Raw genomic sequence first — 25,901 nt, 5'->3', positions numbered from 1 at the left:
TCCCTCCCAAATACAAGCCAAGTATCGTCGAGAGACTCGGGAAATGAATTGCGATGAATCAGTTTTTCGTGAATTGATGAGAATTTATCGGCCGGAAGGTCGAAAAAAGCGCGGTAAAACACTCGCCAGAGTGTATTACCGCGCGTCAGGAGCTTATGGGGTGCGAATCAGGCCCGGCGCAGCCACAAAATCATGGTATTACAGTGTTAACCCGCTGGCTTCCATATTCTTGATATGCGTGATCACATCATCCACGGAGACCGAAGGATGATTGAAAAACCGGTACAGCTCACTGGTGGTTGCTTTCTGGATCACCGGGCTGACGGCCATGGAGTCAATGATACTGGGAACCAGCGTTTGGGTTTGCTCCGCCTGCCGGAAATCAGCCATGGCCTTGACCGAACAGGCATTAAATCCGGCCAAAGATACATCCCGACGGGCCGGGATCGCGCCTTTGGTCTGATTAAACTGACGCAAAAAGTCCGGGCTGGAGAGCACACCTGCAATGTCATTCGCCTGTTGCTCGCTCAGGGTCGGACTTTTAAACAGCGCAAAGCTGTCCATATTGTAAATAAAGCCAGGTTGCCGGGCCGGGGCTGCGTAACAAGAAATGGTCTCCGGAAACTGCCCGGCCAGTGCAATCAGCTCCCCGGCCACCCAATCCCCCGTGATCTGAAAAGCACGCTGACCGCTCAGCAATGCCTGAGTTGCTTCTTCCCAGCGCTGACGCGTCAGGTCCGGCAATGCAATCTCGCTGATGTCGCGAAACAGGCTCAGAGCTTCCCGGGTCACCGCGCTGTCGAGCGCCTGAGCATCCAGCTCGATGAAAGCGCGGCGATAGTAATCCGGCCCACCCAGACCAAACGCGATATTTTCAAACAACTGCACCACCTGCCACGGCTCGTTCCCGATTGCCAATGGCGGGACCCCCTGCTGCTTCAGCTGACGAAACACGGTCAGCATCTCCTGCCAGTCCCGGGGCACCGGAAGCTTATAGGTCGCCAGAACCTCATGATTCACCCACACCCAGTTCAGCCGGTGAATGGTGATCGGGATCGCGACATATTCCTGATTGAACTGGTGAATATCGCGTACCAGCGGGTTCAGGTGCTGGTTCCATCCCTGCTTTTGGGCAACCGGCGCCAATGAATGCAGAAAGCCCAATGCCGCCCAAGACTTAATGGCAGGTCCTTCCAGCAGGGCCATATCCGGTGGATTACCGGCAATGGCCCTCGCCTGCAAAATAGATTTTGCGGTCCCGCCACCGCCGCCCTGAATCGGCACGCTGGCCACTGAATATCCAGAAGCTTTTAGGGTTTGCTCAACAATCGCAGTCGCATTGGCTTCCCCCCGAGAGGTCCACCAATGCAAAAAATGAACGCTCTGTTCGGCATTTACGGTGAGCGTCCAACCGCTCAGGATCAATATCCATAAAAACTTCATCAATAAAAACTTCATCCGTCTCTCGCAAAACACAACTCAACTTCCAGTCCCTGCTCGTCATGGTTCCTGAGCTTCAGATCACCGCCATGAGAGCGGGCAATGCTGCGGGAAATCGTCAACCCCAGCCCGGAACCGGTGTCATCCTTTCTCCCTGCCCGGTAGTAAGGCTCAAACACCTTCTCCAGCAGCTTGTGGTCTATCCCTGGCCCATGATCCCGAACCTGTAAATGCAACGCATCCGCCGAATCAGTCACCTGAACTTCCACACGCTCCCCATAGAGCACCGCATTATCAATGATGTTGTAAATGCAACGCTTCACGGCAATGGGTTTGCCAAGGTAGGGTTTGGACTGGGCAGGATAAATCGTGACCCGCGGCTGCTGGCGATTATGGTAATCGGCACATCCCTGCAGGAGCTGCTGGATATCAATCCACTCCGGCTCTTCGTGAATATCCGTATCCCGGATGCACTGCAGTGCCCCTTTCAGCATTAAATCGACTTCATCAAGTAATTTCTCAAACCGCTGGCGGGTTCGCGCGTCATCAAGCATCTCCGTGCGAAGTTTCAGGCAGGCCAGCGGCGTTTTCAGATCATGTGAAATGGCGCTGAACAACATTTCCCGATCCCGAATATAAGCCTTCACCCGGCGGTTCATTTTGTTAAATGCGTGAATGGCGCTGCGGGTTTCATTGCTGCCGGCTTCTGCAATTTCAGCGACTGTCAGCGGGCTCCCCATCAGTGTTGCGGCTTTTGCCAGAGATTTAATCGGCCGGATTTCCCGCTGGAGTACCCAGGCCGTACCGAACATCAGTAACGCTGAAGCCACAGCCAGAAATAACAACTGGCGCTGATCAATGAACTGGCTGGTCAGTGAAGAAAATGGGACCGGCAACACCGACGCAATATAGAACCATTCCTGCTCAGATATTTTGATTTGCATCACCACAATCGGTAAATCCAACTCCCCGAGCACCAGGCTGTATTTGGTCCAGATTTCGGGAAGCTCTGCGAGCTTAATCCCGGAATTAAACAGGCGAATATCTTCCCGGCGGGTAATCGTCACCGCAACATGGCGATCAGCCCCGACTTGCTGGTTCAGCTGCTGGGCTGCAAACACGGTTAACCAATCGGTGAACGACAAATCTGTGACGGCATCCATCTCGATATACCGATGGTTAATCGAGATAAAAAACCGGGTCCCGCCGACTTCACGTAATTGGTTCAAAATCAGATGGCGATAATTCACCGGCAGGGATTGGAAATAGCTGTACGTATCTGCAGCGGCTTTGGTGATATTGGCGATGGTATTGCGGGCACTCTCTTCCTTGGTGGCATTATTGGTCTGATACCAGATCAGCCCTGCCAGCAATTCGGCAATCAGAATCGTGGTCAGCAAGGTGATCACCACCCGGAACGTGATGGATTTGAAAAAACCGGTCTTCACTGCGTCATCCCCCCGGCCAATCCTCATTCGCCTCGGGCATCGACAGCAAGCATATACCCTTTGTTTCTGACGGTGATAATGATGGAGCGATCGTCATCTTGCAGATGTTTTCGCAGCCGGCTCATTTGCACATCAATCCCCCTTTCCAGCGGATCGGCATCCCGCCCCCAGACAAAGCGGGCAATATCGTCGCGGCTTAAGGGTTGGTTCGGATGCTGTAACAACAGGCTGAGCAAAGAAAAATCAGCACCTGACAGTTGGGTGATCTCCCCGTTATCGTGGATCAACTGACGTTTGACCGTATCAAAAGTCCAGTGAAGAAACTGAATTTGACGGCTTGTCACAGCACTGCGGTTAAACTGGCTACGCCTGAGCAAGGCTTTGATCCGGGCCAGCAGCTCCCGCGGACTGAAGGTTTTAGTCATGTAATCATCGGCGCCGATTTCCAACCCGGCGACCCGGTCGACTTCATCACAGACCGCAGTCAGCATCAGGATCGGCACATGAGAGCGGGTGCGGATTTCCCGGCACAAGGTCAGCCCGTCATCGCCCGGCAACATGATATCGAGCACAATTAAATGCGGCTCCCGGCGGTGAAAGTGCTGCCACATTTCATCCCCATCAGCAGCAGTTAAAACCTCAAATCCGGAACGGCCTAAATATTCGCTCAACGCATCCCGAATTTCTTCACTATCATCGACAACCAGAATTGTTTTCTTGTGCAAAGTTATGTCTCACCGGGTCAAAGTCGCAATGAACAAACAATAAACATATTTTATAAATTTCATTCTATCAATTATCTCCGGCATAAAAAGATCAATTTTGAATGGGTTTGTAAGCGTCTTCTTACAAACCGATAACCATACCTTACCTTCACGATATTTATATTCCGTACAGTAAGCGTTGAACATAAGCACCACTTACTACAAGGACGATAATGATGATCAACTCTACTTTTGGTCTGTTACAACGCATCGGCCGGTCACTGATGTTACCGGTCGCCGTCTTACCGATTGCCGGTCTGCTCCTCGGGATTGGCTCGGCAAACTTTTCCTGGCTCCCTACCGTGGTGTCAGACATCATGGCCATGTCCGGTGACGCGGTGTTCAGCAACCTCGCCCTGATCTTTGCCATCGGGGTCGCACTGGGGCTCAGTGATAACGATGGGGTTGCAGCGCTGGCTGCCACCGTGGGATTTGCAATCCTGACGGCGACCATGGGGGTGATGGCCAAGCTCCACGGCATCGAAACCGCCACTGTCATCGGGATCCCAACCATCAACACCGGCGTATTTGGCGGGATTATCATCGGGGCCATCGCTTCGGTGTTATTCAAGCGCTTCTACAACATCCGCCTGCCGGAATACCTCGGTTTCTTTGCCGGAAAGCGCTTTGTCCCGATCGTGACCGGGGTGACCGCCATCGCCCTCGGGGTCGTCATGAGCTACGTCTGGCCGCCGATCGGCAATCAAATCGACACCTTCTCCCATTGGGCAGCCTATCAGAGTCCGACTTTAGCCTTTGGTATTTACGGTTTTGTTGAACGGGCACTGATCCCTTTCGGATTGCACCACATCTGGAATGTGCCGTTCTTCTTTGAAGTCGGCGAATACGTCAACCCGGAAACCGGCGCCGTGATTAAAGGGGAAATCCAGCGTTACCTTGCCGGAGACCCAACTGCGGGGAATCTGGCGGGCGGCTACATGTACTCCATGTGGGCACTTCCGGCGATTGGCCTGGCGATCTACCGCTCTGCCAAACCAGAGAAACGTGCGCTGGTTGGTGGGATCATGGTTTCAGCGGCCCTGACTTCCTGGCTGACCGGGATCACCGAGCCGATGGAATTCTCCTTCCTGTTTGTCGCTCCGGTCCTGTATGTGATCCACTGTATCTTCACCGGAATCGGCTTTGCACTGGTCAGTGCGCTGGACATTCATCACAGTGTCACGTTCGCTCACGGTGCGATCGACTTTCTGATCTACTACCCACTGTCACAAAATGCCTGGTTATTTATCATCATCGGGCCGCTGTGGGCGCTGATGTACTACACCGTGTTCCGTCTGCTGATCACCAAACTCAACCTGATGACGCCGGGACGGGAAACAGAAGAAGCCAGTGCGGTCAGCCAGATTGCAGAAATCGGCTCTGAACTTGCTGAAAACTTGATTGGTGCCCTGGGCGGTAAAGCCAACATCAAGCATGTGGATGCCTGTATCACCCGCCTGCGCGTGTCTGTACACGACATCAAGCAAGCGGACATTGAGAAGATCAAGCAGTTGGGCGCCCGGGAAGTCCTGGTGATTGGCGATAACCTGCAAGCGATCTTCGGCACCCAGTCCGACAGCATCAAGACTGAGATGCAGCAAGTCCTGGCATAAGCACCGTGGGTTTCAATAATTGTGCAAACGATCGTTCAACAGGATAGAAAAAACGGCCCGGGCAATGACCCGGGCCGTTTGTATTCAAAGCGCTGATGAAAGCCGAATAAACTAGCGTTGCATCGCAAGGTGTCAGACTAGCTTTTTGGGATCCACGGCGTCACTTTGTTGGCCGGGAACGGGAAGGAAACCACTTCACCTTCCGACAACTCGGCCAGTTTGATCACCGCCTTGCGCTGGTTCACCGCAATGGTTTTGCCTTGGGATGTCGACAAACCATCGGCGATCTCTTGGTCAAAATGCAGGACAACGCCCCCCACTTCCGGCATAAACCAGCTGGAGAACATGCCGCCTAAATCCGCCAGAAGCTGATCCATTTGCGGGGTCAATGCCGCAATCTCGGCCCGGCTGATCTGCTGGCCATACGTTTGATTCGCAACCACCTGCATGGACATATCACAGGTAATGCCGTCATCGATCACAAAGGTCACATCCGGATTGGCCTGACGCAGATTATTATCGATGGGTACAAGCAGCTCGTTGCTGGCCGGGATCACCAGCTCTTCATAGTGCTTGTCTTTGCGCATTGAGCCATGATGAATGCGACAGACTTCTCCTGTGTTTTGCTCCAACAGGAACAAGGCAATCCGCACATCGTCGTGACCTTCTTTCACATTTTGCTTCAGCTTGCCATACAGCGCGCTGTAGCGCAGTTCAATGTTCTGAGCAGCAACATCCTGGGCGTATACCGTTGCGCTGGCCAACATGCCAGCCAAAAGCCAATGGCCTAACTTCATCCTTTATCCTTGGCGCCAATATTGATTGTTGTGTTTGATCATGGACTGGATTTCATCAACATACGCATGACCACGTTCAGAGTAACGGTGCAGCCCTTCCGCCAGTCGCTGACCTTCAACACGCTGGCCGGCCTGACGCTGTAAAGCTCGAATTTCCCGTAACTCGGCATAAGCAGGGTTTCGGTTCACGTTCATAAAATACGCCTTCACCGACAGATGAGGCGAAGCAAACACCGCGACTTCATGACTTGCCCCTTCCGTTCGACCGGACGGGACCAAACCACAGCCTTCACGATAACACCATTGGCCAAAATAGTTATTCCCTTCAACGGCAAAGCGTGACCGGCCCCACCCGGATTCATTCGCAGCCTGGCTCAGCACCAGGCTCTCGGGCAGCACATCCACGCGTTTAAGCATGCTGTCCAGCCAGGGCTGAGTGACCGCGTCACTATTTAAGGTCACCATATAGGCCAGGGACAAATCATTCACCTGTGCCATCACATCGCTCCCCAGCTGCTGCCCGGCATCCATTTGCTGCTGAATGTCGAGCAGAAACTGACGTTCGCCTTCAATGCGCTGGTTTTCAAACACCACCGCCGGGCGAAGGTAATCAAAGAATGTGGATTTGCGCTGCTTGACATCCGTGATGGCGCTGAAATCCGGCTTGGTGGCGTAAACAGCATGGAGGGGTTCACTGGCGGTTGTCGGAGTCGTTGGGGGTGTCTCGCCACAGGCCGTCAGCCCGGCGAGCACCATCATCCATGTGTTTTTTCTTATTTTTGTTTTCAGGGGGATCACGCGTTAAAAACCTTTGTCTCTTCTTGTTTTGATGGATCGTCACCACTGCCCGGCTTCATATTGGTCACCTGGAGCGTAATGCCGAACAGGTTCCGATAGATAATTCCTTTGACGTTGAAGAAAAACGGCACGGTCCAAATCAGGCCCAGACCGAAGGTCGCAAACGACAGGGAAATCAGGATCAGAATGACCAGGAAGATCGCCGTCAGCGGCAACAGTTTACGGATGGTCGCAACCACAGAATACTGAATCGCCTTCAGCGGGCTGATTCGTTTTTCACAAACCAAAATGATCGCCATGCTGAATGCCATCGACAAAAACAGGCCGATGAGTGGGAATATTGCGCTGCCAACGCCCTGAAGCGAGGAAATCAACAGCATGGTCACGACGGAAACCAGCGTGAACGGGAAACCTTTCACCAAATGACTCGGCTTGCTCGGCAGACCTACGGCGTGATTCAAGGCCATCAGACTCAAACCGGCGTAGAGCGGCGCGCTCAGTACATCCGACCAAAAGTTTGCCATATAGCCGGCCTGAATAATCTCCGGGGTGATCATTTCACCAGAGATAATGGCATCGAAGAAGATCGCCGGATCGCCCAACTGTACTTGCAGCCCGACCATCAGCAGCGCGACCTGAGCCAGGAACAATCCGACAATCGCGGGAAAGAAAGTGAAGAAATGTTTGGCTGTGACCTTCCAGGCTTCCTGGAGCACGGCGACCGCCTGAAGTTCAGCGCTGCCATTCATCGCTTTCTCTATCGAGCCGCCCACATGGAAAGTTTTATTGTTCATTCTGTTTCATCAACTTTTGCAGAGTCATAAAGGCGTGATTGTACGACAGCTGAGATAGATATAAAAATCGTTCGGCCCGAAATCCGCAAGATTCCTGGTGGGCACCCCCGCAAATTGACCGAAACTCAGCGAAACCTATTCATTACAGCTATCCCCCATCACGGAAAAAACAACGCCTTCAATGTTTTTTCCGCACTGAAATACATTGGGACTGTCATCACTTTGCCCACGAAAAATGTTATCTATGATGGGTCTGATGACAGCTGCCATACATAGACGGCAACAACAATGAAATAAGGCTAAAAAAACCATGAAAAAACGCTTTAATTTACACGTTTAGGCGACTATCATGCGCCCCCTAAATTCATCCGAATAGTTGGGGGGATCCGATGAAACCCCACGGTGGAGATCACGTACAATTGAACGCTGCAGAAACAACGAAAGCGCCGGTGATTCAGCTCAAAGGGCTGAGCAAAAGCTTTGACGGAAAGCAAATCATCACGGGTCTTGATTTGAATGTGAATGATGGTGAGTTTCTTACCATCCTGGGCCCATCTGGCTGCGGAAAAACAACCGTTCTCCGATTGATTGCCGGTTTCGAAAATGCTGACGCCGGTGACATTGTCATCGCAGGCAGTCACGTCACCGATTTGCCAGCCGAGCAACGTCATGTCAACACGGTCTTTCAAAGTTATGCGTTGTTCCCGCACATGACGGTGTTTGACAACGTAGCCTTTGGCCTTCGCATGCAGAAAGTTGCTGAGCGCGACATTGAGCCTCGCGTGATGGAAGCACTGCGCATGGTCCAGTTGGATGAATATGCCCCGCGCAAACCCCATCAGCTTTCCGGTGGCCAGCAGCAGCGTGTTGCCATTGCTCGTGCTGTGGTCAATAAGCCGAAGGTTCTGCTGTTGGATGAATCACTTTCCGCGCTGGACTACAAGCTGCGTAAGCAGATGCAAATTGAGCTCAAGCAGCTGCAGCGTAAACTGGGGATCACCTTTATTTTCGTAACTCACGATCAAGAAGAAGCCCTGTCGATGTCTGATCGCATCATCGTCATGCGCAACGGCAACATTGAGCAAGATGGTTCACCGCGTGAAATTTACGAAGAGCCGAAAAACCTGTTCGTTGCCCGCTTTATTGGCGAGATCAATGTATTTGACGCCACCGTGACCGAGCGCCTGGATGATGAGCGAATTCTCACCGAACTGGAAGGCCGCCCAGCGAAGCTGCACTGCAAGCTGCCGGTCAACGCCGGCGATAAGCTGAAAGTGCTGCTGCGTCCGGAAGATATTCGTCTGGAAGAGCTGAACAACGGCGATTCGGCCAACGGCATGATTGGCTACGTACGTGAGCGGACATACAAAGGCATGACGCTGGATTCAGTCGTGGAACTGGAATCCGGGCAATCGGTCATGGTCAGCGAATTTTTCAACGAAGATGATCCGGATGTAGACCACTCGCTTGATCAGAAAGTCGCTGTTACTTGGGTTGATAGTTGGGAAGTGGTGCTGGCTGATGAACAAGAAGCTTAATCTTCAGACAATCATCATCACGCTGATTGTCAGCTGGCTGGTCCTGTTCGTCTTCATGCCGAACCTGATGATCATCGGAACCAGCTTCCTGACCCGGGATGATGCCAACCTGATCGAGATGACCTTCACGCTCGAGAACTATATCCGGCTGTTTGACCCGTTGTATGCCAAGGTCATGCTGCACTCGTTCTATATGGCGCTGGTGGCGACCCTGCTCTGCCTGCTCATTGGCTACCCGTTCGCTTATGCGATCGCCAAAATGCCGGTGAAGTGGCGTCCGTTTATGTTGTTCCTGGTGATTGTACCGTTCTGGACCAACTCCCTGATCCGGACCTATGGCCTGAAGATCATGCTGGGGACCCGCGGCGTATTAAACAATACCCTGCTCTACCTGGATATTATTGATAAGCCGCTGCGCATTATGTACACCGAATATGCCGTGATGATTGGCCTGGTGTATATCCTGCTGCCGTTTATGGTACTGCCGTTGTACTCCGCAATTGAGAAGCTGGATCACAACTACATCGAAGCGGCGCGGGATTTAGGAGCCAACAAATTCCAGACCTTTGTGAAGGTGATTTTCCCGCTCACCATGCCGGGCATTATCGCCGGGAGCCTGCTGGTGCTGCTGCCTGCGCTGGGAATGTTCTATGTGGCTGACCTGCTGGGCGGTGCCAAGAACCTGCTGATCGGTAACGTGATCAAGAGCCAGGTGCTCAACGCCCGGGACTGGCCGTTTGGCGCGGCAACCAGTATTGCACTGACAATCGCCATGGCCGTCATGTTGTATGCCTACTACCGCGCCGGCAAGCTGTTAAACCGTAAAGTGGAGTTGGAATAATGGGACGCCTATTTAAATTCAGCCTGATGACGGTTGTGTATGCGTTCCTGTATACCCCAATCATCATTCTGATTGTGAACTCCTTTAATGCCAGCAAGTTCGGCATGAAATGGGGCGGGTTTACCACCAAATGGTATGAACAACTGGTCAGTAATGACAGCCTGATGCAGGCGGCATGGCACTCGATCAACATTGCCGTGTTCTCGGCAACCGCAGCCGCCATTATCGGCAGCCTGACGGCCGTCGCCCTGTTCCGCTATCAGTTCCGCGGCAAAGGCTTTGTCAACGGCATGCTGTTTGTGGTGATGATGTCACCGGATATCGTCATGGCGATATCGCTGCTGGCGCTGTTTATCCTGATTGGTGCTGAGCTGGGCTTTTTAACCCTGCTGCTGTCGCACATCACGTTCTGTTTGCCGTTTGTGGTGGTGACTGTGTACAGCCGCCTGAAAGGCTTTGATGTCAAAATGCTGGAAGCCGCGCGAGATTTAGGCGCAAGCGAATGGGTGATCCTGAAGCAAATCATCCTGCCGCTGGCAAAACCTGCGGTTGCTGCCGGCTGGCTGCTCAGCTTCACCCTGTCACTAGATGACGTCATTGTCAGCTCCTTTGTGACCGGTCCGAGCTATGAGATCCTGCCGCTGAAGATTTACTCTATGGTTAAAGTCGGCATTTCACCGGAAGTGAACGCCCTGGCAACCATTATGCTGATTGTCTCCCTGGTGTTGGTGATCAGCTCCCAGCTTTTAGCTCGGGAAAAAATTAAGTAATTTGGCACCTTGCCAATAAACGGAGCAAGTGGCCCTATTCGGCCACTTGTTTTTTATCAATACCCTAAACGGGTTTTGGAGACGATAATCAAATGAAAAAATGGTCCGCTTTTCTCACCGGTACTGCATGCGCAGCAGCGCTGTTTTCCAGCTTCGCCAATGCAGAAGACAAGGAATTAGTATTTATGAACTGGGGCCCGTATATCTCTACGGAGCTTCGTGAACAGTTCACAAAAGAAACTGGTATTAAAGTGATTTATTCGACTTACGAGTCGAACGAGACTATGTACGCGAAGTTAAAAGCGCACCCGGCAGGTTATGACCTGGTCGTGCCGTCAACTTACTTCGTTGCGAAAATGCGCGATGAAGGCATGTTACAGAAAATCGATAAATCAAAGCTAACCAATTTCAACGAACTTGATAGCAATTACCTGGACAAGCCTTTTGACCCGAAAAACGATTATTCGATCCCACACGTGATCGCAATGACCGGTCTGGCGGTCAATACCGACATGTATGATCCGGCTGACTTCGACAGCTGGGCTGACCTGTGGAACCCTGAGCTGAAAGGCCAGCTGATGCTGATGGACGACACGCGTGAAGTCTTCCACATTGCATTGCGCAAGCTGGGCTATTCCGGCAACACAACAGATCCGAAACAGATCGACGAAGCTTATGAAGAGCTGAAAAAACTGATGCCGAACGTCCTGGTGTTCAACTCGGATAACCCGGCGGCGCCATACCTGGCCGGCGAAGTTGGCCTGGGCATGCTGTGGAACGGCTCAGCAGCCGCGGCTCAGCGTGAAGGTCTGCCAATTCAACTGATTTGGCCAAAAGAAGGCGGCATCTTCTGGGTCGACAGCCTGGCCATTGCCAAAAATGCCAAAAATGTCGATGCAGCCCATAAGATGATTGATTTCCTGCTGCGCCCTGAGATTGCAGCCAAGATCTCTGAAGATACCGGCTACCTGACTGCGATTAAGGCGTCAAATGCCAAGTACAAAGACAACCCGACGCTGTTCCCGCCGCAAGAAGATCTCGATCGCGGTGAGTGGCAGGATTCAGTCGGCGATATGAACATTCGCTACGAAAATTACTTCCTGAAACTGAAAGCCGGAGAGTAATCTCCAATGCTGCAGGCAGCTGATCGGCTGCCTGCACGCCCGTCCCGCCTCCGATTGCTTCGCAATTGTGACCATTCTGCTCAGATTGCCGACAGACAACGCCCCCTGAAACAATTCACCGCCTGCGCTTTGGCCCACTTCTGCTATAATATTCCACCTGATAACTCAGTATGTTAACGTCATTGCCCGGGAGCCTCCCCACAATGGCAACGAAATGAGGGAAGGCGACAGCGCGTTCTTCGGCACTTTAAGCTGCAAGAACCCTCGCCTGAGAATACTCTCAGAATTCCTGTTAAATTGGAGCATATAACAATGAACAAATGGTCTTCTTTAATGACCGGCAGCGTCTGCGCGATGGCTATGTTTTCCGGCATGGCCACAGCGGCGGACGACGAGCTGTATTTCTACAACTGGTCTGAATATATCCCAGCCGAGGTACTGGAACAGTTTACGAAAGAAACTGGCATTAAAGTGATCTACTCAACATATGAGTCCAATGAGACCATGTATGCCAAGCTGAAGACGCATGGTGAAGGCTACGACCTGGTGGTCCCTTCCACCTACTACGTGTCCAAAATGCGTGACGAAGGCATGCTGAAGAAAATCGATCAATCTAAGCTGTCCAATTTTGAACAGCTGGATGCGAACTTCATGCGCAAGCCGTTCGATCCAAACAACGACTATTCGATTCCGTACATCTGGGGCGCAACCGGGATTGGCGTCAACACGGATATGATGAATAAAGCTGAAATCAGTAGTTGGGCGGACCTGTGGGATCCGAAATGGGAAGGCCAGCTGATGATGATGGATGATGCCCGTGAGTTCTTCCACATTGCGCTGCGCAAACTGGGCTACTCAGCCAATACCACCAAGCCGGAAGAGATCAAAGCTGCCTATGAAGAGCTGAAGAAACTCATGCCGAACGTGCTGGTATTCAACTCAGATTACCCGGCCAACCCGTACATGGCGGGTGAAACGTCTCTGGGTATGTTGTGGAACGGCTCTGCTTATATGGCCCGTCAGGAAGGTGCGCCGGTTGAGATTGTCTGGCCGAAAGAAGGTGCCATCTTCTGGATGGACAGCCTGGCGATTCCGGCTGCCGCGAAGAACGTTGAAGCCGCGCATAAGATGATCGACTTCCTGCTGCGTCCGGACAACGCTGCGAAAGTCGCGCTGGAAATCGGTTACCCGACCCCGGTTGCAGGTGCGAAAAAACTGCTGCCGGCCTCGTTTGTCAACGACACCAACATCTACCCGCCACAAGCAGTGATGGATGCCGGTGAATGGCAGAACAATGTCGGCAGTGCGAATACGCTGTACGAAGAGTACTTCCAGAAGCTGAAAGCGGGTCAGTAACCCCCCAACCGCTTCACAGATTACAAACTCGGGCCCAGGCCCGAGTTTTTTATGCCCGGCCCCTGCCTGTAACATTCCGGTCGACTCAATCGCAGCTTACCCCGGTAACAGCGTATTCAGTGCCTGATTCAACCACTTGAGCGCCGGTCCGGGCGGATGTCCCTTCCCCTGCAGGCACTCGACCGGGACTGTCCAGGCCTTTTGATCAAACGTCACCGCCAGCGCCACGGCTTGACCTGCCTGAATCATGTCGTCAGCACTATGCTCTGGCAAGTATGTCCAACCCAGGCCACGCGCGATAAACCCTCTTACTGTCCGGTGATCATCCGCGTACCAGAAGCGGGCCGATAAAGGTTGCTGATGCACCGTGGCGATCCCTTTCCCGCCCTTGATTAAGATTTGCCGATGCGGAATTAAATCGGACGGCGTCACCGTATCCAACCTAGCCAACGGATGATCGGGTGCGGCAACCGGAATACACCGCAGGTTCCCGATATAGCGAATATCGACATCTCGCGGGATCGTCAAATCACTGATCATCAATCCCAGGGTCGCGCGACCATGGCGGATCAAATCCGGGATATCTACACTGGCTGCGGTAATCGTCGTCACCGATGTCGAGGGAAAACGCTGTGAAAAAGCAGTCATCAGGCTGAAAAATGCATCAACCAGCAAATGATCATCCACCGCGATACAAATCTCGCTTTCCTCTTGTTCACTGAGCGCCCGGGCAGCACTTCCCAGCTCCTTATTCTGCTGCAAGATAGCTTCGGCAAACGACAGCAGGTGCTTGCCTTCACGGGTCAGGGTTGGCTTGCGGGTCGAACGGTCGAACAACGCAACATTGAGGTCAATCTCTAAGTTCGAAATCCCCTGGCTCACCGCGGACTGCACCTTACCTAACTGGCGAGCGCTGGCCGAAAATGAACCCAGCCGGGCGGCGGTGACAAACATCTGTAGCTGATCGAGACTGTACATAACCATCAAATATTCTGATATTAACTAACTAGATAATATCAGAATAAACGATAAATTGACTGATATCAGGTTTCACAATTCAGCCAATGCCAGGAACAAGCGATGTCAGCCGAAAAAACCAGATCAATCGAAAATGCGATGATTCTCGAAAAAACCCGGCCAACCGGGAAAGCTATTTCGACCCAAAAAGCTATTGCTATCAAAAAACCTATCTCAACTGGGAAAGCAGCCTCTTCCGAAAGAGCGATGTCCATCAAAGAACGGCTCCTCCACTCACTGCTGTTTGAGTGTTTTGCACTGCTCATAATGATGCTGGGCGCCAGCCTGTTTACCAGTCATGATCCAACACTGGTCGGTGGGATTGGGCTGCTCCTCTCTTTGATGGCAATGGTGTGGAACTACCTCTATAACCTGATGTTTGATCAGATTTTCGGTCACCAGCGCATCACTCGAACATGGCTCATGAGAGCAGGTCATGCACTCGGGTTTGAACTGGGTTTACTGGTGGTCACGGTGCCTTTGCTCATGTGGGCGTTGCAATTGGACTTCTGGACCGTCTTGATCCTGGATCTGGGTGTGGTGGTCTTCTTTCTGGTTTACGCCATGGTGTTCAACTGGCTCTACGATCTCACCCGCGCCAAATGGCTCATCAAATCCACTTGTGTCAGCTCCTGAACGACAATCGCCCGCTAATAGCGGGCGATTTCATGCGGCGATACACCAGATATTATTTGCAGGCGAGCAGCTCGTCGACCAATTCCGGTACCAGCACCGAAGCCGGGCCATAGCGTTTCTCGGCAAACTCATCTTCCACTTCGCTTGGTTCCAGATTTAACTCGATGGTATGAGCACCGTGCATCGCGGCTTCATGGACGAATCCGGCCGCCGGGTAAACCGCGCCGGAAGTACCGATTGAGATAAACAAGTCCGCTGCCACCAGCGCATCATGAATACGATCCATGCCAATCGGCATTTCTCCAAACCACACCACATTTGGACGCATCGGCGCCGGCATCTGACAACAGTGGCAATGATCATCAAGGGAAATATCACCTTGCCAGTTCACGGTTTGGCCTGTTTGGCTGCATTGGGCTTTCAGCAGCTCACCATGCATGTGGATAATATTTTGGGTACCGGCGGCTTCATGCAGGTTATCAATATTTTGCGTGACAATAGTCACTTTGCCTTCGAGTTCTTGCTCCAGTTTCGCCAGCGCCAGGTGCGCCGCATTCGGTGCCACCGTCTCACTGAGCAGTTGCTGACGGCGCTGATTATAAAAATCCTGAACCAGCGCAGGATTTCGGCGATAACCTTCCGGCGTGGCGACGTCTTCTATATGATGACTTTCCCATAGCCCATCCTGATCCCGGAAGGTCCGGATGCCCGATTCCGCGGAGATCCCCGCGCCGGTCAATACAACAATGTTTCGATATGGGAAAAGCATAAATCCGCCCTCTTTGTCTGGATAAGCTATTTATAGCATTGTTTTCATAGTGTTATAAGTTAATTGTATACGACATTGGTCGAATATGGTGTATCAAATATAAAGTTATAGTGCATTAGGTATTAAAAGAATACCAGCCATCCACCAGTGTTACGGGTATTTCACACGGCACTTACCGTGGCCGTACCCCCGCAACACAGCCCCCCTCGACACTCTGCCACCCCTTTTTTGATAGCATTTTCGATTGAGTACGACAGACCACTCGCGGAAGAAATCCATCAATTCAAACAATGAACGATGGAAACTGTAAATTTTACAATCAAAACAAACTATAACATCAAAGCCATGAGTTGCCGCTCGTCTTCTTCTCCGGTGAAACTTTGCTTTAGACGTAACAACACATGTACGTTTCATAAATCCTGCCAGGCTTTTGTGAACAGTTACTCTAAATCGTCAAAATACCCACATGGAATATTGATCCAGCCCTGATTTCAAAGGGCTGATGTTTGTGTTTTGTGCTTCCGGATGCACACTGAAACTAAGTCATCCGACCAGATTATAGCAATCGCATCACCGGTATGGTCTGGTGAGACATAAAATCGGAAAACGGAAGGAAACGTTATGCAAGTCACCACCATTCATGAGTACAAGGAAGATCTGGATACCCTGCTCCGCTATTTCAGTGAAGAAGCATTGATCCTGGAAAAGTATCAGCAACTGGGCGCCAGGAATATCCAGGTCCTGAAAATCGAAGAAACCGAAGACGGCTTTTCCATTGAAACCCAACGAGAAGTGCCGGCAAACGTCCCGGGTGTGCTCAAACGCTTTCTCGGCAGCTTTAACACGGTGCGTCAGACAGAAAGCTGGCATTGGCAGGAAAACGAACAGCTGTTGTGCGATATCGAAGTCGAGTTAATTGGCGTTCCGGCGTCCGTCAGCGGCCGAATGTTGTTGAGCGAACCGGGAGATACGCCAGGAATATCCACGCGTAACGATGTCAGCATGACCGTAACCTCTGCCGTGCCTTTGGTGGGCAGCACACTGGTCTCCTTCATTTGCGACGACATCAAGCAACAGATGCAAAGCGAGTATCAGTTTTTATGTGACAAACTACCGCAATTAGAGACTGAGGAATAGTCGCTTAGCGAAAACCGGTTTCAACACAAGGAAGTTCTTATGAAAACCCGTGACAGGATTTTAGCAGTCAGCCTTGAACTCTTTAACCGTGACGGTATCGCTCAGGTCAGCACCTTGATCATTGCAACGGAAATGGGGATCAGTCCGGGCAACCTGTATTACCATTTCCGCGGTAAAGATGAAATTATCGCTACGCTGGTCGCGGAGCTGCAAAACTCCGTGACAACCTTGAGCAACGAGTACCCGAAGCAGGTCAAAGATTTCAACGACTACTGGCCGTTCATGCATACCATTATGGCGTTGTTTACCCATTATCGGTTCTTGTTCAGAAATTTAGAGACGCTCAATAGCCAGAGTCCGCAGATCAAGCGAAAGATCCGTGCCTTGATCCTCAAACTCCGTCAGCTCAGCAAAGATATGCTGGCGCATTTGATCAGTTTGGGCAAACTCAAATGTGATCAAGCCAGCTTACCGCTACTGGCGGATAACCTGCTGCTGGTCAGCCTCAACTGGCTCAATTATCAAACCCTGCTGGACGACAAATACAGTGAAAATGACCTGATCCGCGCCGGCGTGTTACGATTGATTTCGATGGTCGAACCCTACCTGACCGAGTCAGCCCAGTCGCCTTTTTACACCCACCAGGATCTGTTGAACGAGCTGGTCAGTTAGACCAGCCCGCTCACCTCGGTCGGTAGTGCAGCCCGGTTTCCTGATCATGGTACTGGCCCTGAAAGCGGTGGGGGTTCGGAATGTCATCAATGATGACATTGGCATCACCGTTCACCTGATATTCCGCCTGCCACACCACCCGACCTTGCGGGTCAGTTAAGCTCAGCGGGGTACCCAAATGATCCAGGTGGTAGCTGTACACCTGCCCTTGGCGGCACATCGCAATCAGATTGAACGTTCCCGGCTCATAGAGGTACCAGGTAAAGTCGCCATTGCGGTACTCTCCGATCAGTTGATTGCCATCCCACAGAAAGTCGATTCGGCCCTCTTCGCTGATCTTGGCGCTGCGGCGGCCCAAGGCATCGTATAGAAACTGGCAGTATTTACCGCCCGTCTTGACACTCACCAGCTGGTTTAGATCGTTGAACAATTATTAGGTTAATACGCTTTCTGGCTTAGCCTGATGATATTCACTCAATTGGGTAACAACACCTGCACGCAAGTAAACATACGCTTTCACTCAGCCAAAATGTCAGCGATCTTCTGCCCTATAGCAAAGAGCCCATTAACCACCAGGCGGGTAGAAATACCCGCTTACGTTCAAAGCGATGAAGTCTAATATAGCCCGAAGCGATTTGTATATGGTGCCCATGGCGACCAGAACTTCAAAAACACTCGATATCAGGTTATCTGATCGATTATTACAACCAGATCAAGCTGAGCATTACAATGACAGATTGACTCCGAACAAGCCCGCGAAGATTCTGGCTTACTTATCAAATTTTGGCCGATTATCGTTGACTACTTCACATTAAATCTCTATTGCAGACTCGAAAAAGCACATCACCCTTCCTAATTGATATTCGCCCAGGGAAAATATCATCAACAATGGTCTAGTATCCGTTTGACTAACATAGAAGTATAATTTCAATCCTTTTTTTCTGCCATGAAAAACGTTCATATTTCCTAACGACGATATTTTAAATCCTAGTATTAGTGAAATTTCATTTGGTCTAACACATTGTGAAAAATTAATCAATTCAGAAATAGGCTTCAGCTCTTTCGCCGGAAAATCATATTTATGATTATTAAACTATATAAAGAGGAATCTTTTTTCAAATTCAACTTCACTACCGTCAAAAACTTTTTTCCCATCTAGCGTAAAAATATTCATCAGGTTATCTCTTTTAAATGGCTCCGGCTTGTTTCGGTTGAGCCTTCTCCGGGGACGTATCCGCAGGTTCAGTGCCAACTCACAATAGATACGGTAAACCCGCTATGATTCCACGGGAAGCCTTTAACATTGCGCAAATAATCAAAACATAGCCCGAAGCCCCAGTCACTTTGCTCAGAAGTGAGCGTGACAAGCCACTGAGCTATCTCATCATTTTCCGTTGCCATCTTAGGCTGATAACGTTTCGCTGATGCCGAACCACCGGCAAGCCTTGCGAATGCTAATTGAAAATCGCGCCACCGAATGCTGAGCAAGCAAGCGCCGCTCACAGGGCTTTACCACTTTTTTCCATGGCGTCTTTGATGACTTCAGCCTTGAGGCGCTCCTCGGCATACATCTTCTTCAAACGACGGTTTTCATCTTCCAATTCTTTCAGCCGCGCCATGAGAGAGGCATCCATACCACCAGGGTGAGAGCGCGAGTTAACAAATTGTAAAATTACCACATGAAAGGCATGTTGGGATCTACAAAAAGAGTAATTTTCAACCATCTAACACAGGTGTGATATGCATGAGGTGTCTAATAATTACTCAACCAGCCCGAGGGAAATCACAGCTGTTCGAAAATTGAACATACGTAATCTCACCCTGTCCATACCGCCGTATTTGGCGCGCCACTTATAGAAAGTTGCACTACTCATGCCATGTTCGCGGCAGAGTTCTGGCACAGGTGTACCTGCTTCTGCCTGTTTTAAGATCGCTAGGATCTGACTGTCCGTGTACCGTGATTTTTTCATGCAGAATCTCCTTTCGTTTAGGTTACGAGAAAATTCTACTTTTTGCTGCTGTTATTATTCTGGGGGATTACCACCAAACTTGGTAAGAAATCGGGTATTTTGAATACCCTCATCAGAAACATATGATACAATCATAAGTAGACTATTAGCGCTTATCAAAATGGCCCTTCTCTAAACAGTTTTTAAAACTCTGGAAGGACAATAAGTATACTCAACAGTAAGTGGCAGACAGGTACGGCATGCATACCACCCAAGTACGAAGCAACAAAGGCAACCAAGCACAGTCCAACAACCTACAACTGAAATTTGAGGCTGTCAGACAGATGTTAGAAGAGGATCAGCAAGCTATACAATCAATCATTGATGGAATGCTCTTAAAGCATACGACCAATAGTCTTCCAGTAAGCTCAAACAAATAACCTATGGAACCTATCATTCATCACCCTTGGAATTTATCCGAGGAAGAAGCTTTAAATCTGCAACAAGAGCTAGCAACTAAAGTTGTCAAGACAGACCAAGTTAATAAAGTAAAACTTGTTGCTGGAGTTGATGTTGCCTATCAGAAGGACAACGATAGATTGGTTGCCGCTGCCGTTATACTTGACGCCGAGACTTTAGAGATTGTTGAAACGGCAACCGCCGAAGATATAGAGCGTTTCCCCTATATTCCAGGGTTATTTTCATTTCGGGAATTGCCTCCATTAATTAAGGCGTTTGCAAAGCTTCAACGCACACCTGATTTAATTGTGTGTGATGGACAAGGTCTAGCCCATCCCCGGCGTTTTGGACTTGCCTGTCATTTGGGTGTAATTTTTGATGTGCCAACGATTGGTTGCGGTAAAACGCGATTGCTCGGAGAGTATCAAGAACCAGATACAACAAGAGGCGCTATTGCACCTCTTGTTGATCACAATGAGGTAATTGGTAATGTATTAAGAACTCAGACCGACATTAAACCAATTTATGTTTCTATTGGCCATCGAATTTCGTTAACAACGGCTTATGAGTGGATCTTAAAGCTTGCGCCTAAATACCGCCTGCCAGAAACAACCCGACAAGCTGATCAAGTAGTTCGCTCAGCCTTCAAAGTTAAACAATAACTTCTTCACCATTAAACCGAACATAACAATTAGGATGAACCAACTTAAACGACTTTACTTCTTCACTTGTCAATATGTCAGATTCCACATATAGCTCTGTGAGCCTACTCAGCCCAATTATTTCTCGGAAGCTTTCATTGGTTATACCGGTATTATAAATTTGAAGCTGTTGAGTGTCTTTCAACCCATCCCCCTGCAGCAAATCACCAAACATGCTATCTGTTATGCTCAGACCTGATATATTTAGCTTTGCTCCGGCACCAACCTCCTTTAAAAATTCGGGACGATCGAACCGATCAACTAACACCAACTTTTTCAAAGCTCCTATTTTTTGAAAATAGTCGCCACGTACTACCAATAACGATATCTTATTTTTTGACTCAAAATGTAGAGCCATTTGAAACTTACCGCTCGCATGAATGCTGAAGTCTTTAATACTCCCACCTTCATCCCACACAAAGTCTTGCGTCAGGCTATCATCCGGTTCAATGTGCTCTAAACTTTGCAAAAGACCATTTGAATATTCGGCTTTTGAGACTTCTTCACCGCTTTCATACTGCTTCACAAGCGAGCACTCACCCTTATAAAAAGAAAAAGCAACTCCGTTATAAGGTTCACCCCGAAATTTAAAAGGCTCATCGTCTCCTTCTAAAAAATCTGCGTCAATCCCTAACTTGCTGGTTTCATAAAGCGGAAACGGTAAAGTGTAGTCACCAACTACTTCCCCTTGGTAACACAATAGTGTTGCGTTCACAACACCACCTACAACTTCGGCGATGACACCACTAAACACACTCCCGGAATAGAAAAACTTTTGGGAGCTATCATATTCAAGTTCACTTTTAATTACTATCATCATCAATGCCCAGTTAATATATCAAAACCTTGTAAAATACCGCTACAGTGATTACAAGCAGTAAATGGTTCACCTTGGCCAGGACTGTTCTGAATTTTATAGGTTGAGATCTGAACCCTACCAATATCAAAACCTGGTGTTGCTTTCACTTGATTCAACACATAATTTGCAGACTGAACCTCAGCATGAAGCCCCGGTATACCTTTTAATCCTTTATAATCACGAAGACCAAACTCGGTACCTTCTTTTACGTGAGCCTTAATTTTATCTCTCATCACCGGATTTAAATCATTGCCAGTTTTCGCATAAAGCCTAGCCACTTCATCAAGGTAGGCATTTTGATCTGTTATTTTAATAAATGCATTATTTTCACCAAACCGCTCGGTACCAGGGAAAGTTTTTCCTTTCTTCAAAGAAAAAGGAATATTTTGAAAGGACACTCCCACTATACCCAACTCAGGTATACCCGCTCGGGAAATGGCAACTCCATCAGTTTTATTTGCGACTATTAAGGCATTAGCTTCAAGTTCAACTTTAGAGTTTAGATTATCTCCGAATAGCTTTCTGTTTGTGTTTGAAACCGTTTTTCTCTTTGAGGATACCACATCCATCGGGTTAGGCAAAACATCACCAGCTACTTTCTTGACATCAACGATATCAACTAGCTCGCGCACTGCTTTTGAAGGCTTCGCTAACTGAATTCCTTCTGTTACTGCATTCTTAGCGAAGTTTGCGGCACCTGTTGGGGTTACGGTTGATGCGTAGCGCTCAAGCCCAGCAACCGACTCGTAGGCTGCCATATCTGCTCGATCAATCGGGTCCGGACGTAAGAAAGGTATTGAACCGGTATCACCATAAACAATGCCAAATGTCGCATCACTGATCATCGTTTTAAGAAAACCAGCCCAAGCCTTTCCTGTGATTGGCTCTATAGTGCCAAGTTCAGGAATAGCGGCTGGCTGACTCATCGCATTATAAGGGGCAACTTTTCCCTCCTTACAACTTAACCCCAGCGGATCAACATACTGGATGGGGTTCGGGGCGTACTGGTACGGATTGATGCCGCCTAGCAGGCCGATGGGGTCTTGGTGGATAAAGCGCCCTGCATCCGGGTCGTAGTAGCGAAAACGGTTGTAGTGCAGCCCGGTTTCCGGATCATGATACTGGCCCTGAAAGCGGTGGGGATTCGGAATGTCATCAATGATAACATTGGCATCACCGTTCACCTGATATTCCGCCTGCCACACCACCCGACCTTGCGGGTCGGTTAAGCTCAGCGGGGTACCCAAATGATCCAGGTGGTAGCTGTACACCTGCCCTTGGCGGCACATCGCAATCAGATTGAACGTCCCCGGCTCATAGAGGTACCAGGTAAAGTCGCCATTGCGGTGCTCTCCAATCAGTTGATTACCATCCCACAGAAAGTCGGTTCGGCCCTCCTCGCTGATCTTAGCGCTGCGGCGTCCCAGCACGTCATACAGAAACTGGCAGTATTTACCACCTGTCTTGACACTCACCAGCTGGTTTAGACCGTTGAACTGACGCTGCTCGTACCCTGCGTCACTCTGTACGCGATCCTGGTTCCCGTATTTGTCATACCGGTAAAGGTGGGTCTCCGTGCGCAGCAGACGGTCATCTTCAACCTCCACGCTATCATCTGCCGGGTTCCCAAACCCGTCAAAACGCGGGAACTGCTCACCTGCCGAGTTTTTGACAAAAACCAGTTGATTCAGGTCATCATATTCAAAGTGTGCGTCGCCGTGCTCATCATCTTTTATCCCGACCAGTTGTTGCCCCGGGTTATAGACGTAATGCCGTGTCACCACACCCCGATCGGCGCGATGCAGGGAGTGCCGGACTAGCTTGCCTTGCGCATCAAACGCTTGCTGGACATCAACCCCGTTGGCGTACTGGCGCGCGACCTCTCTGTCGCACACGTCAAATTGCCGGGCAACGATGGTTTCCCCTTGCCACACGACGGCTGACAACTGGCCCGACTCAGCATAACGGTAACTCACCTGACTGCCGTCAGGAAGCCGGGTGCCAGCTCGCCTGCCGCTTGCATCAAAGGAGTGCGTGATCTGCCAGTGATCCTGCCAGACGGCACTAACCTGATCACTATCGTGGTACTCGAACGTGACTTTTCTGTGGGCGTTGTTGGCATGCTTTAAACGCCCCAGTTCGTCATAAGTAAAGTAGTTGCTAAAGGTCGATTGGCCGCACGTGCTGCGTTGCTCCACCACCCGGCCGGCGTCATCTCGCCTGAAGCAGACAAATCGTTCGGCCTGCTCGGCGACCGACACCAGTTGACCGTCGCCGTTATAGGTATAGTCCTGAACACGACCATCAAATCCGACAGTCTGTATGACGCGTTCTTCACTGTCATAAACAAACCGGTAAACCGCCCCGTCACTGCGCTGTATGGCCGTGAGGTTACGCTCTTTATCATATTCCAGTTTCAGCCCGCTTCCGTCGGGTTGAATCACTTCACACGGCTGGGACAGCCCCTGATAGACAAAGTGTGTTTTTCTTCCCTGCGGGTCTTGCATGCTTTGCAAGCGGCCGGCCCAGTCATAGTCGAATTGATGGGTGAATACGCTTTCTGGCTCGGCCTGATGATATTCACTCACTTGAGTGACAACACCTGCACGCGAGTAGACATACGCTTTCACCCAGCCATCTTGATTGACAACACCGTTCAACTCGCCCAATGAGTTATAGCTATAACGTGTCAGGGCGCTATTGCGCTGCTGGGCAACCAGTTTTCCCTGTTGATCCCACCAGTTCTTAATCACCACTCCCCGGGAGCTGGCCATTTCAACAACTCTGCCTTTTCTGTCGTATTGATAATGAATAGACAGCCCGCCCGGGTGACGCTCCGAACGAAGTCGGCCAAGGCTATTGAAATCGTAAAATGACGAACGCCCGGCGCGATCCGTGATGCGATCCACCAATCCCAAGGCGTTATATGAGTATGAGATTACACCTTTATCAGGTGAGACCAGCTGTATTAACTGGCCCAGATGATTATAACGGTACTCAGTTTTAGCGCCGGTCGGGGTAATTTCAGCCACTTTACGTTGCTGTGCGTCATAGGAAATCTGCCACGTATGGCCAAGTGGGGACACCTTTTTTACCAGACGACCATACTCATTATGGAAAAATCGCCATTGGTTCCCGAGGCTGTCTGTGCTGATGGAGAGGTATTGTTCACTGTCATATTCAAACCGATAGTGGTAGTAACCATCATCGCCCCACTGCTCTTTACACCGAGCGTTTGAACCAACCCTTTCCCAGGAGAAATAGTGACTAAACCCGGACGGGCGGATACGCTGGATCAGTAAATGATCCTGATAACGATAGGTTTCGACTTCTTGTTGCCGGTTGCTGGCTTCACATAAATTCCCCTGTTCATCATAATGGTAGTGAGCCAAGGTAGTTGACAAGCCATCTGCATGGCCAGGGATCTGAACCTGTGTAAGAAGCCCTGCGGCATCATAAAACAATTCAAGTTGAAGTCCGCTGCTGGCCGAAATGAAAACAAGCTGACCCTTGCCGGAATAGCGCAAGTCATAGCCGCTGAAGGAATCAAAACTGAGCCTGGACAGCCGCCACTCGCTGTCGGCCAGGATAAACCTAAGTTGACGCCCATCGTTTAGCGTAAGTGAAATGAGGTCGGCACGCTCGTACCATAGGCATGCCCCCGCGGAAATGTGATAGCTGACGGCACCGGGCATAACCTTTTCAAAGTCGAGTACCTGGCCCATATCGTCAGTGAAGCGCCAGCCGTTTATTTCGGGAGCGGCTTCAGTTAATTCATAATGAAAATTACTGCGCCAGCCATAACCCAACCCAACATTGGTCTGACTCAATGACGAACGGTATGTACGCTGCCAGACTAACGGAGAGGACCCGGCCAGAGAAATGTCCACCAGCGTAAGTATTTCTTCGCCGGTCGACATCGAGACCGGATCACCACTGTACTCCATCTCATCAACCGAAGCAGAGGCCGGCGTATGATTCAGCTGACTAACCGGCTCCGGCTTATTTTGATCACGGCTGACTTTGGGTTTTGGTACCGCTGCAGGTGGACGAGGAGGCTGAGATGGCTCATCCTGGTGTACAATCACCGGTAAGACTTCAGGCAGTTCATAGACGAACAGCTGTTTTGCGAAAATAGCCTGAGCCAAACTTTCAAGTACACCACTTAAACTCGCTCCGCCGAGGCTTCTGGCTCGTACTTCTGCACCGAAATCTATCATCCCAAGCACGGCAAAAAGATCTGCGCCTGGTTTAGGCTTCATACGGGAAAATTTATTCAGATGAACACGAACGAGCTGAATCGTCGCAAAAGAGAGCGGTAACGACTTCGCATCATCAAGCTTCGCCGACGTAAAAATATACACTTTTCCATCATTGGCCTTTAGTTGCACCTGCATCGAGCCATCCATGTGAAACCTC

At 50.2% G+C, this 25,901-nt stretch carries 22 protein-coding genes and 2 pseudogenes; 10 read left to right on the top strand and 14 right to left on the bottom strand.

Annotated elements, in window-relative coordinates:
• Positions 1 to 198: 198 nt before the first annotated feature.
• From NH461_RS08160 to NH461_RS08150, 3 genes are read right to left on the bottom strand one after another with little or no spacing between them, the layout of a single operon-like run.
• The gene (locus NH461_RS08160; RefSeq protein ID WP_261602730.1) at positions 199 to 1,443 is read right to left on the bottom strand and encodes an ABC transporter substrate-binding protein; all 1,245 of its coding nucleotides are present in this window, start codon (positions 1,441 to 1,443) and stop codon (positions 199 to 201) included.
• Positions 1,444 to 1,454: 11 nt separating this feature from the next.
• Positions 1,455 to 2,888, bottom strand: a complete 1,434-nt coding sequence (locus NH461_RS08155) for an ATP-binding protein (protein ID WP_261602729.1) — start codon at positions 2,886 to 2,888, stop codon at positions 1,455 to 1,457.
• A 23-nt stretch (positions 2,889 to 2,911) separates the two neighbouring features.
• Positions 2,912 to 3,613, bottom strand: a complete 702-nt coding sequence (locus NH461_RS08150; RefSeq protein WP_315903241.1) for a response regulator transcription factor — start codon at positions 3,611 to 3,613, stop codon at positions 2,912 to 2,914.
• Positions 3,614 to 3,828: 215 nt separating this feature from the next.
• On the opposite strand from NH461_RS08150, the gene ptsG reads away from it, so the two are divergent.
• A complete protein-coding gene (gene ptsG, locus NH461_RS08145; protein ID WP_261602863.1) occupies positions 3,829 to 5,265 on the top strand; it encodes a glucose-specific PTS transporter subunit IIBC in 1,437 nt (478 codons plus the stop codon).
• Between the two features lie 137 nt (positions 5,266 to 5,402).
• Here ptsG and NH461_RS08140 read toward each other — a convergent pair whose 3' ends face one another.
• The 3 genes from NH461_RS08140 to NH461_RS08130 are packed head-to-tail and all read right to left on the bottom strand — an operon-like array spanning position 5,403 to position 7,654.
• Positions 5,403 to 6,062 carry a DUF2987 domain-containing protein gene (locus NH461_RS08140; protein WP_261602728.1) on the bottom strand — a complete coding sequence of 220 codons (660 nt, stop codon included), beginning with the start codon at positions 6,060 to 6,062 and terminating at the stop codon, positions 5,403 to 5,405.
• 3 nt (positions 6,063 to 6,065) lie between these two features.
• Positions 6,066 to 6,821, bottom strand: a complete 756-nt coding sequence (locus NH461_RS08135) for a glucosaminidase domain-containing protein (protein ID WP_261602727.1) — start codon at positions 6,819 to 6,821, stop codon at positions 6,066 to 6,068.
• Positions 6,822 to 6,856: 35 nt separating this feature from the next.
• Complete coding sequence (locus NH461_RS08130; protein WP_261602726.1) at positions 6,857 to 7,654, bottom strand: hypothetical protein; 798 nt, start codon at positions 7,652 to 7,654, stop codon at positions 6,857 to 6,859.
• Between the two features lie 419 nt (positions 7,655 to 8,073).
• Here NH461_RS08130 and potA point away from each other — a divergent pair, with 419 nt between their 5' ends.
• From potA to NH461_RS08105, 5 genes are all read left to right on the top strand, one after another.
• Complete coding sequence (potA, locus tag NH461_RS08125; RefSeq protein WP_261602862.1) at positions 8,074 to 9,192, top strand: spermidine/putrescine ABC transporter ATP-binding protein PotA; 1,119 nt, start codon at positions 8,074 to 8,076, stop codon at positions 9,190 to 9,192.
• Positions 9,176 to 10,033 (top strand): spermidine/putrescine ABC transporter permease PotB, encoded by an 858-nt coding sequence (gene potB / locus NH461_RS08120; RefSeq protein ID WP_261602725.1) that lies wholly within the window; start codon positions 9,176 to 9,178, stop codon positions 10,031 to 10,033. The genes potA and potB overlap by 17 nt, the downstream gene beginning before the upstream one ends.
• A complete protein-coding gene (gene potC, locus NH461_RS08115; protein WP_261602724.1) occupies positions 10,033 to 10,803 on the top strand; it encodes a spermidine/putrescine ABC transporter permease PotC in 771 nt (256 codons plus the stop codon). Before potB ends, potC begins: the two co-directional genes overlap by 1 nt.
• A gap of 92 nt (positions 10,804 to 10,895) precedes the next feature.
• Positions 10,896 to 11,927, top strand: coding sequence for an extracellular solute-binding protein (locus NH461_RS08110; RefSeq protein ID WP_261602723.1), 1,032 nt, complete (start codon positions 10,896 to 10,898; stop codon positions 11,925 to 11,927).
• A 312-nt stretch (positions 11,928 to 12,239) separates the two neighbouring features.
• A complete protein-coding gene (locus tag NH461_RS08105) occupies positions 12,240 to 13,283 on the top strand; it encodes an extracellular solute-binding protein (protein ID WP_261602722.1) in 1,044 nt (347 codons plus the stop codon).
• A 96-nt stretch (positions 13,284 to 13,379) separates the two neighbouring features.
• On the opposite strand, the gene NH461_RS08100 is transcribed toward NH461_RS08105, so the two are convergent.
• Both NH461_RS08100 and NH461_RS08095 read right to left on the bottom strand, forming a co-directional pair.
• Positions 13,380 to 14,267: a LysR family transcriptional regulator gene (locus NH461_RS08100; protein ID WP_261602721.1), complete on the bottom strand. Its 888-nt coding sequence runs from the start codon at positions 14,265 to 14,267 to the stop codon at positions 13,380 to 13,382.
• Positions 14,268 to 14,326: 59 nt separating this feature from the next.
• Positions 14,327 to 14,515 (bottom strand): hypothetical protein, encoded by a 189-nt coding sequence (locus NH461_RS08095; RefSeq protein ID WP_261602720.1) that lies wholly within the window; start codon positions 14,513 to 14,515, stop codon positions 14,327 to 14,329.
• Here NH461_RS08095 and NH461_RS08090 point away from each other — a divergent pair.
• Positions 14,508 to 14,936, top strand: coding sequence for a PACE efflux transporter (locus NH461_RS08090; protein ID WP_261602719.1), 429 nt, complete (start codon positions 14,508 to 14,510; stop codon positions 14,934 to 14,936). The genes NH461_RS08095 and NH461_RS08090 overlap by 8 nt on opposite strands.
• A gap of 52 nt (positions 14,937 to 14,988) precedes the next feature.
• Here the strand turns inward: NH461_RS08090 and cobB are convergent, their stop codons facing one another.
• A complete protein-coding gene (gene cobB, locus NH461_RS08085) occupies positions 14,989 to 15,705 on the bottom strand; it encodes a Sir2 family NAD+-dependent deacetylase (protein WP_261602718.1) in 717 nt (238 codons plus the stop codon).
• Positions 15,706 to 16,326: 621 nt separating this feature from the next.
• Between cobB and NH461_RS08080 the strand changes: the two genes are divergently transcribed.
• Positions 16,327 to 16,842, top strand: coding sequence for a DUF2505 domain-containing protein (locus NH461_RS08080; RefSeq protein ID WP_261602717.1), 516 nt, complete (start codon positions 16,327 to 16,329; stop codon positions 16,840 to 16,842).
• Positions 16,843 to 16,881: 39 nt separating this feature from the next.
• The gene (locus NH461_RS08075) at positions 16,882 to 17,514 is read left to right on the top strand and encodes a TetR/AcrR family transcriptional regulator (protein ID WP_261602716.1); all 633 of its coding nucleotides are present in this window, start codon (positions 16,882 to 16,884) and stop codon (positions 17,512 to 17,514) included.
• A 10-nt stretch (positions 17,515 to 17,524) separates the two neighbouring features.
• On the opposite strand, the gene NH461_RS08070 is transcribed toward NH461_RS08075, so the two are convergent.
• The 3 genes and pseudogenes from NH461_RS08070 to NH461_RS08060 form a co-directional block, all read right to left on the bottom strand.
• Complete coding sequence (locus NH461_RS08070; protein WP_261602715.1) at positions 17,525 to 17,920, bottom strand: RHS repeat domain-containing protein; 396 nt, start codon at positions 17,918 to 17,920, stop codon at positions 17,525 to 17,527.
• Between the two features lie 786 nt (positions 17,921 to 18,706).
• Positions 18,707 to 19,178, bottom strand: a pseudogene (locus NH461_RS08065) (IS3 family transposase); the annotation flags it as partial.
• Positions 19,179 to 19,337: 159 nt separating this feature from the next.
• A pseudogene (locus NH461_RS08060) lies at positions 19,338 to 19,484 on the bottom strand (transposase); the annotation flags it as partial.
• A gap of 422 nt (positions 19,485 to 19,906) precedes the next feature.
• Between NH461_RS08060 and nfi the strand changes: the two are divergent.
• Positions 19,907 to 20,584, top strand: coding sequence for a deoxyribonuclease V (gene nfi / locus NH461_RS08055; protein WP_261602713.1), 678 nt, complete (start codon positions 19,907 to 19,909; stop codon positions 20,582 to 20,584).
• On the opposite strand, the gene NH461_RS08050 is transcribed toward nfi, so the two are convergent.
• Positions 20,574 to 21,443, bottom strand: coding sequence for a hypothetical protein (locus NH461_RS08050; RefSeq protein ID WP_261602712.1), 870 nt, complete (start codon positions 21,441 to 21,443; stop codon positions 20,574 to 20,576). The two genes, nfi and NH461_RS08050, sit on opposite strands and share 11 nt — an antisense overlap.
• Positions 21,443 to 25,879, bottom strand: coding sequence for an RHS repeat-associated core domain-containing protein (locus NH461_RS08045; protein ID WP_261602711.1), 4,437 nt, complete (start codon positions 25,877 to 25,879; stop codon positions 21,443 to 21,445). The genes NH461_RS08050 and NH461_RS08045 overlap by 1 nt, the downstream gene beginning before the upstream one ends.
• Between the last annotated feature and the right edge of the window lie 22 nt (positions 25,880 to 25,901).

The organism is Photobacterium sp. TY1-4 (assembly GCF_025398175.1).
GTDB lineage: Bacteria > Pseudomonadota > Gammaproteobacteria > Enterobacterales > Vibrionaceae > Photobacterium.
Note: the sequence above shows the minus strand (reverse complement) of the source record. Positions and strands in the feature narration are given on the sequence as shown.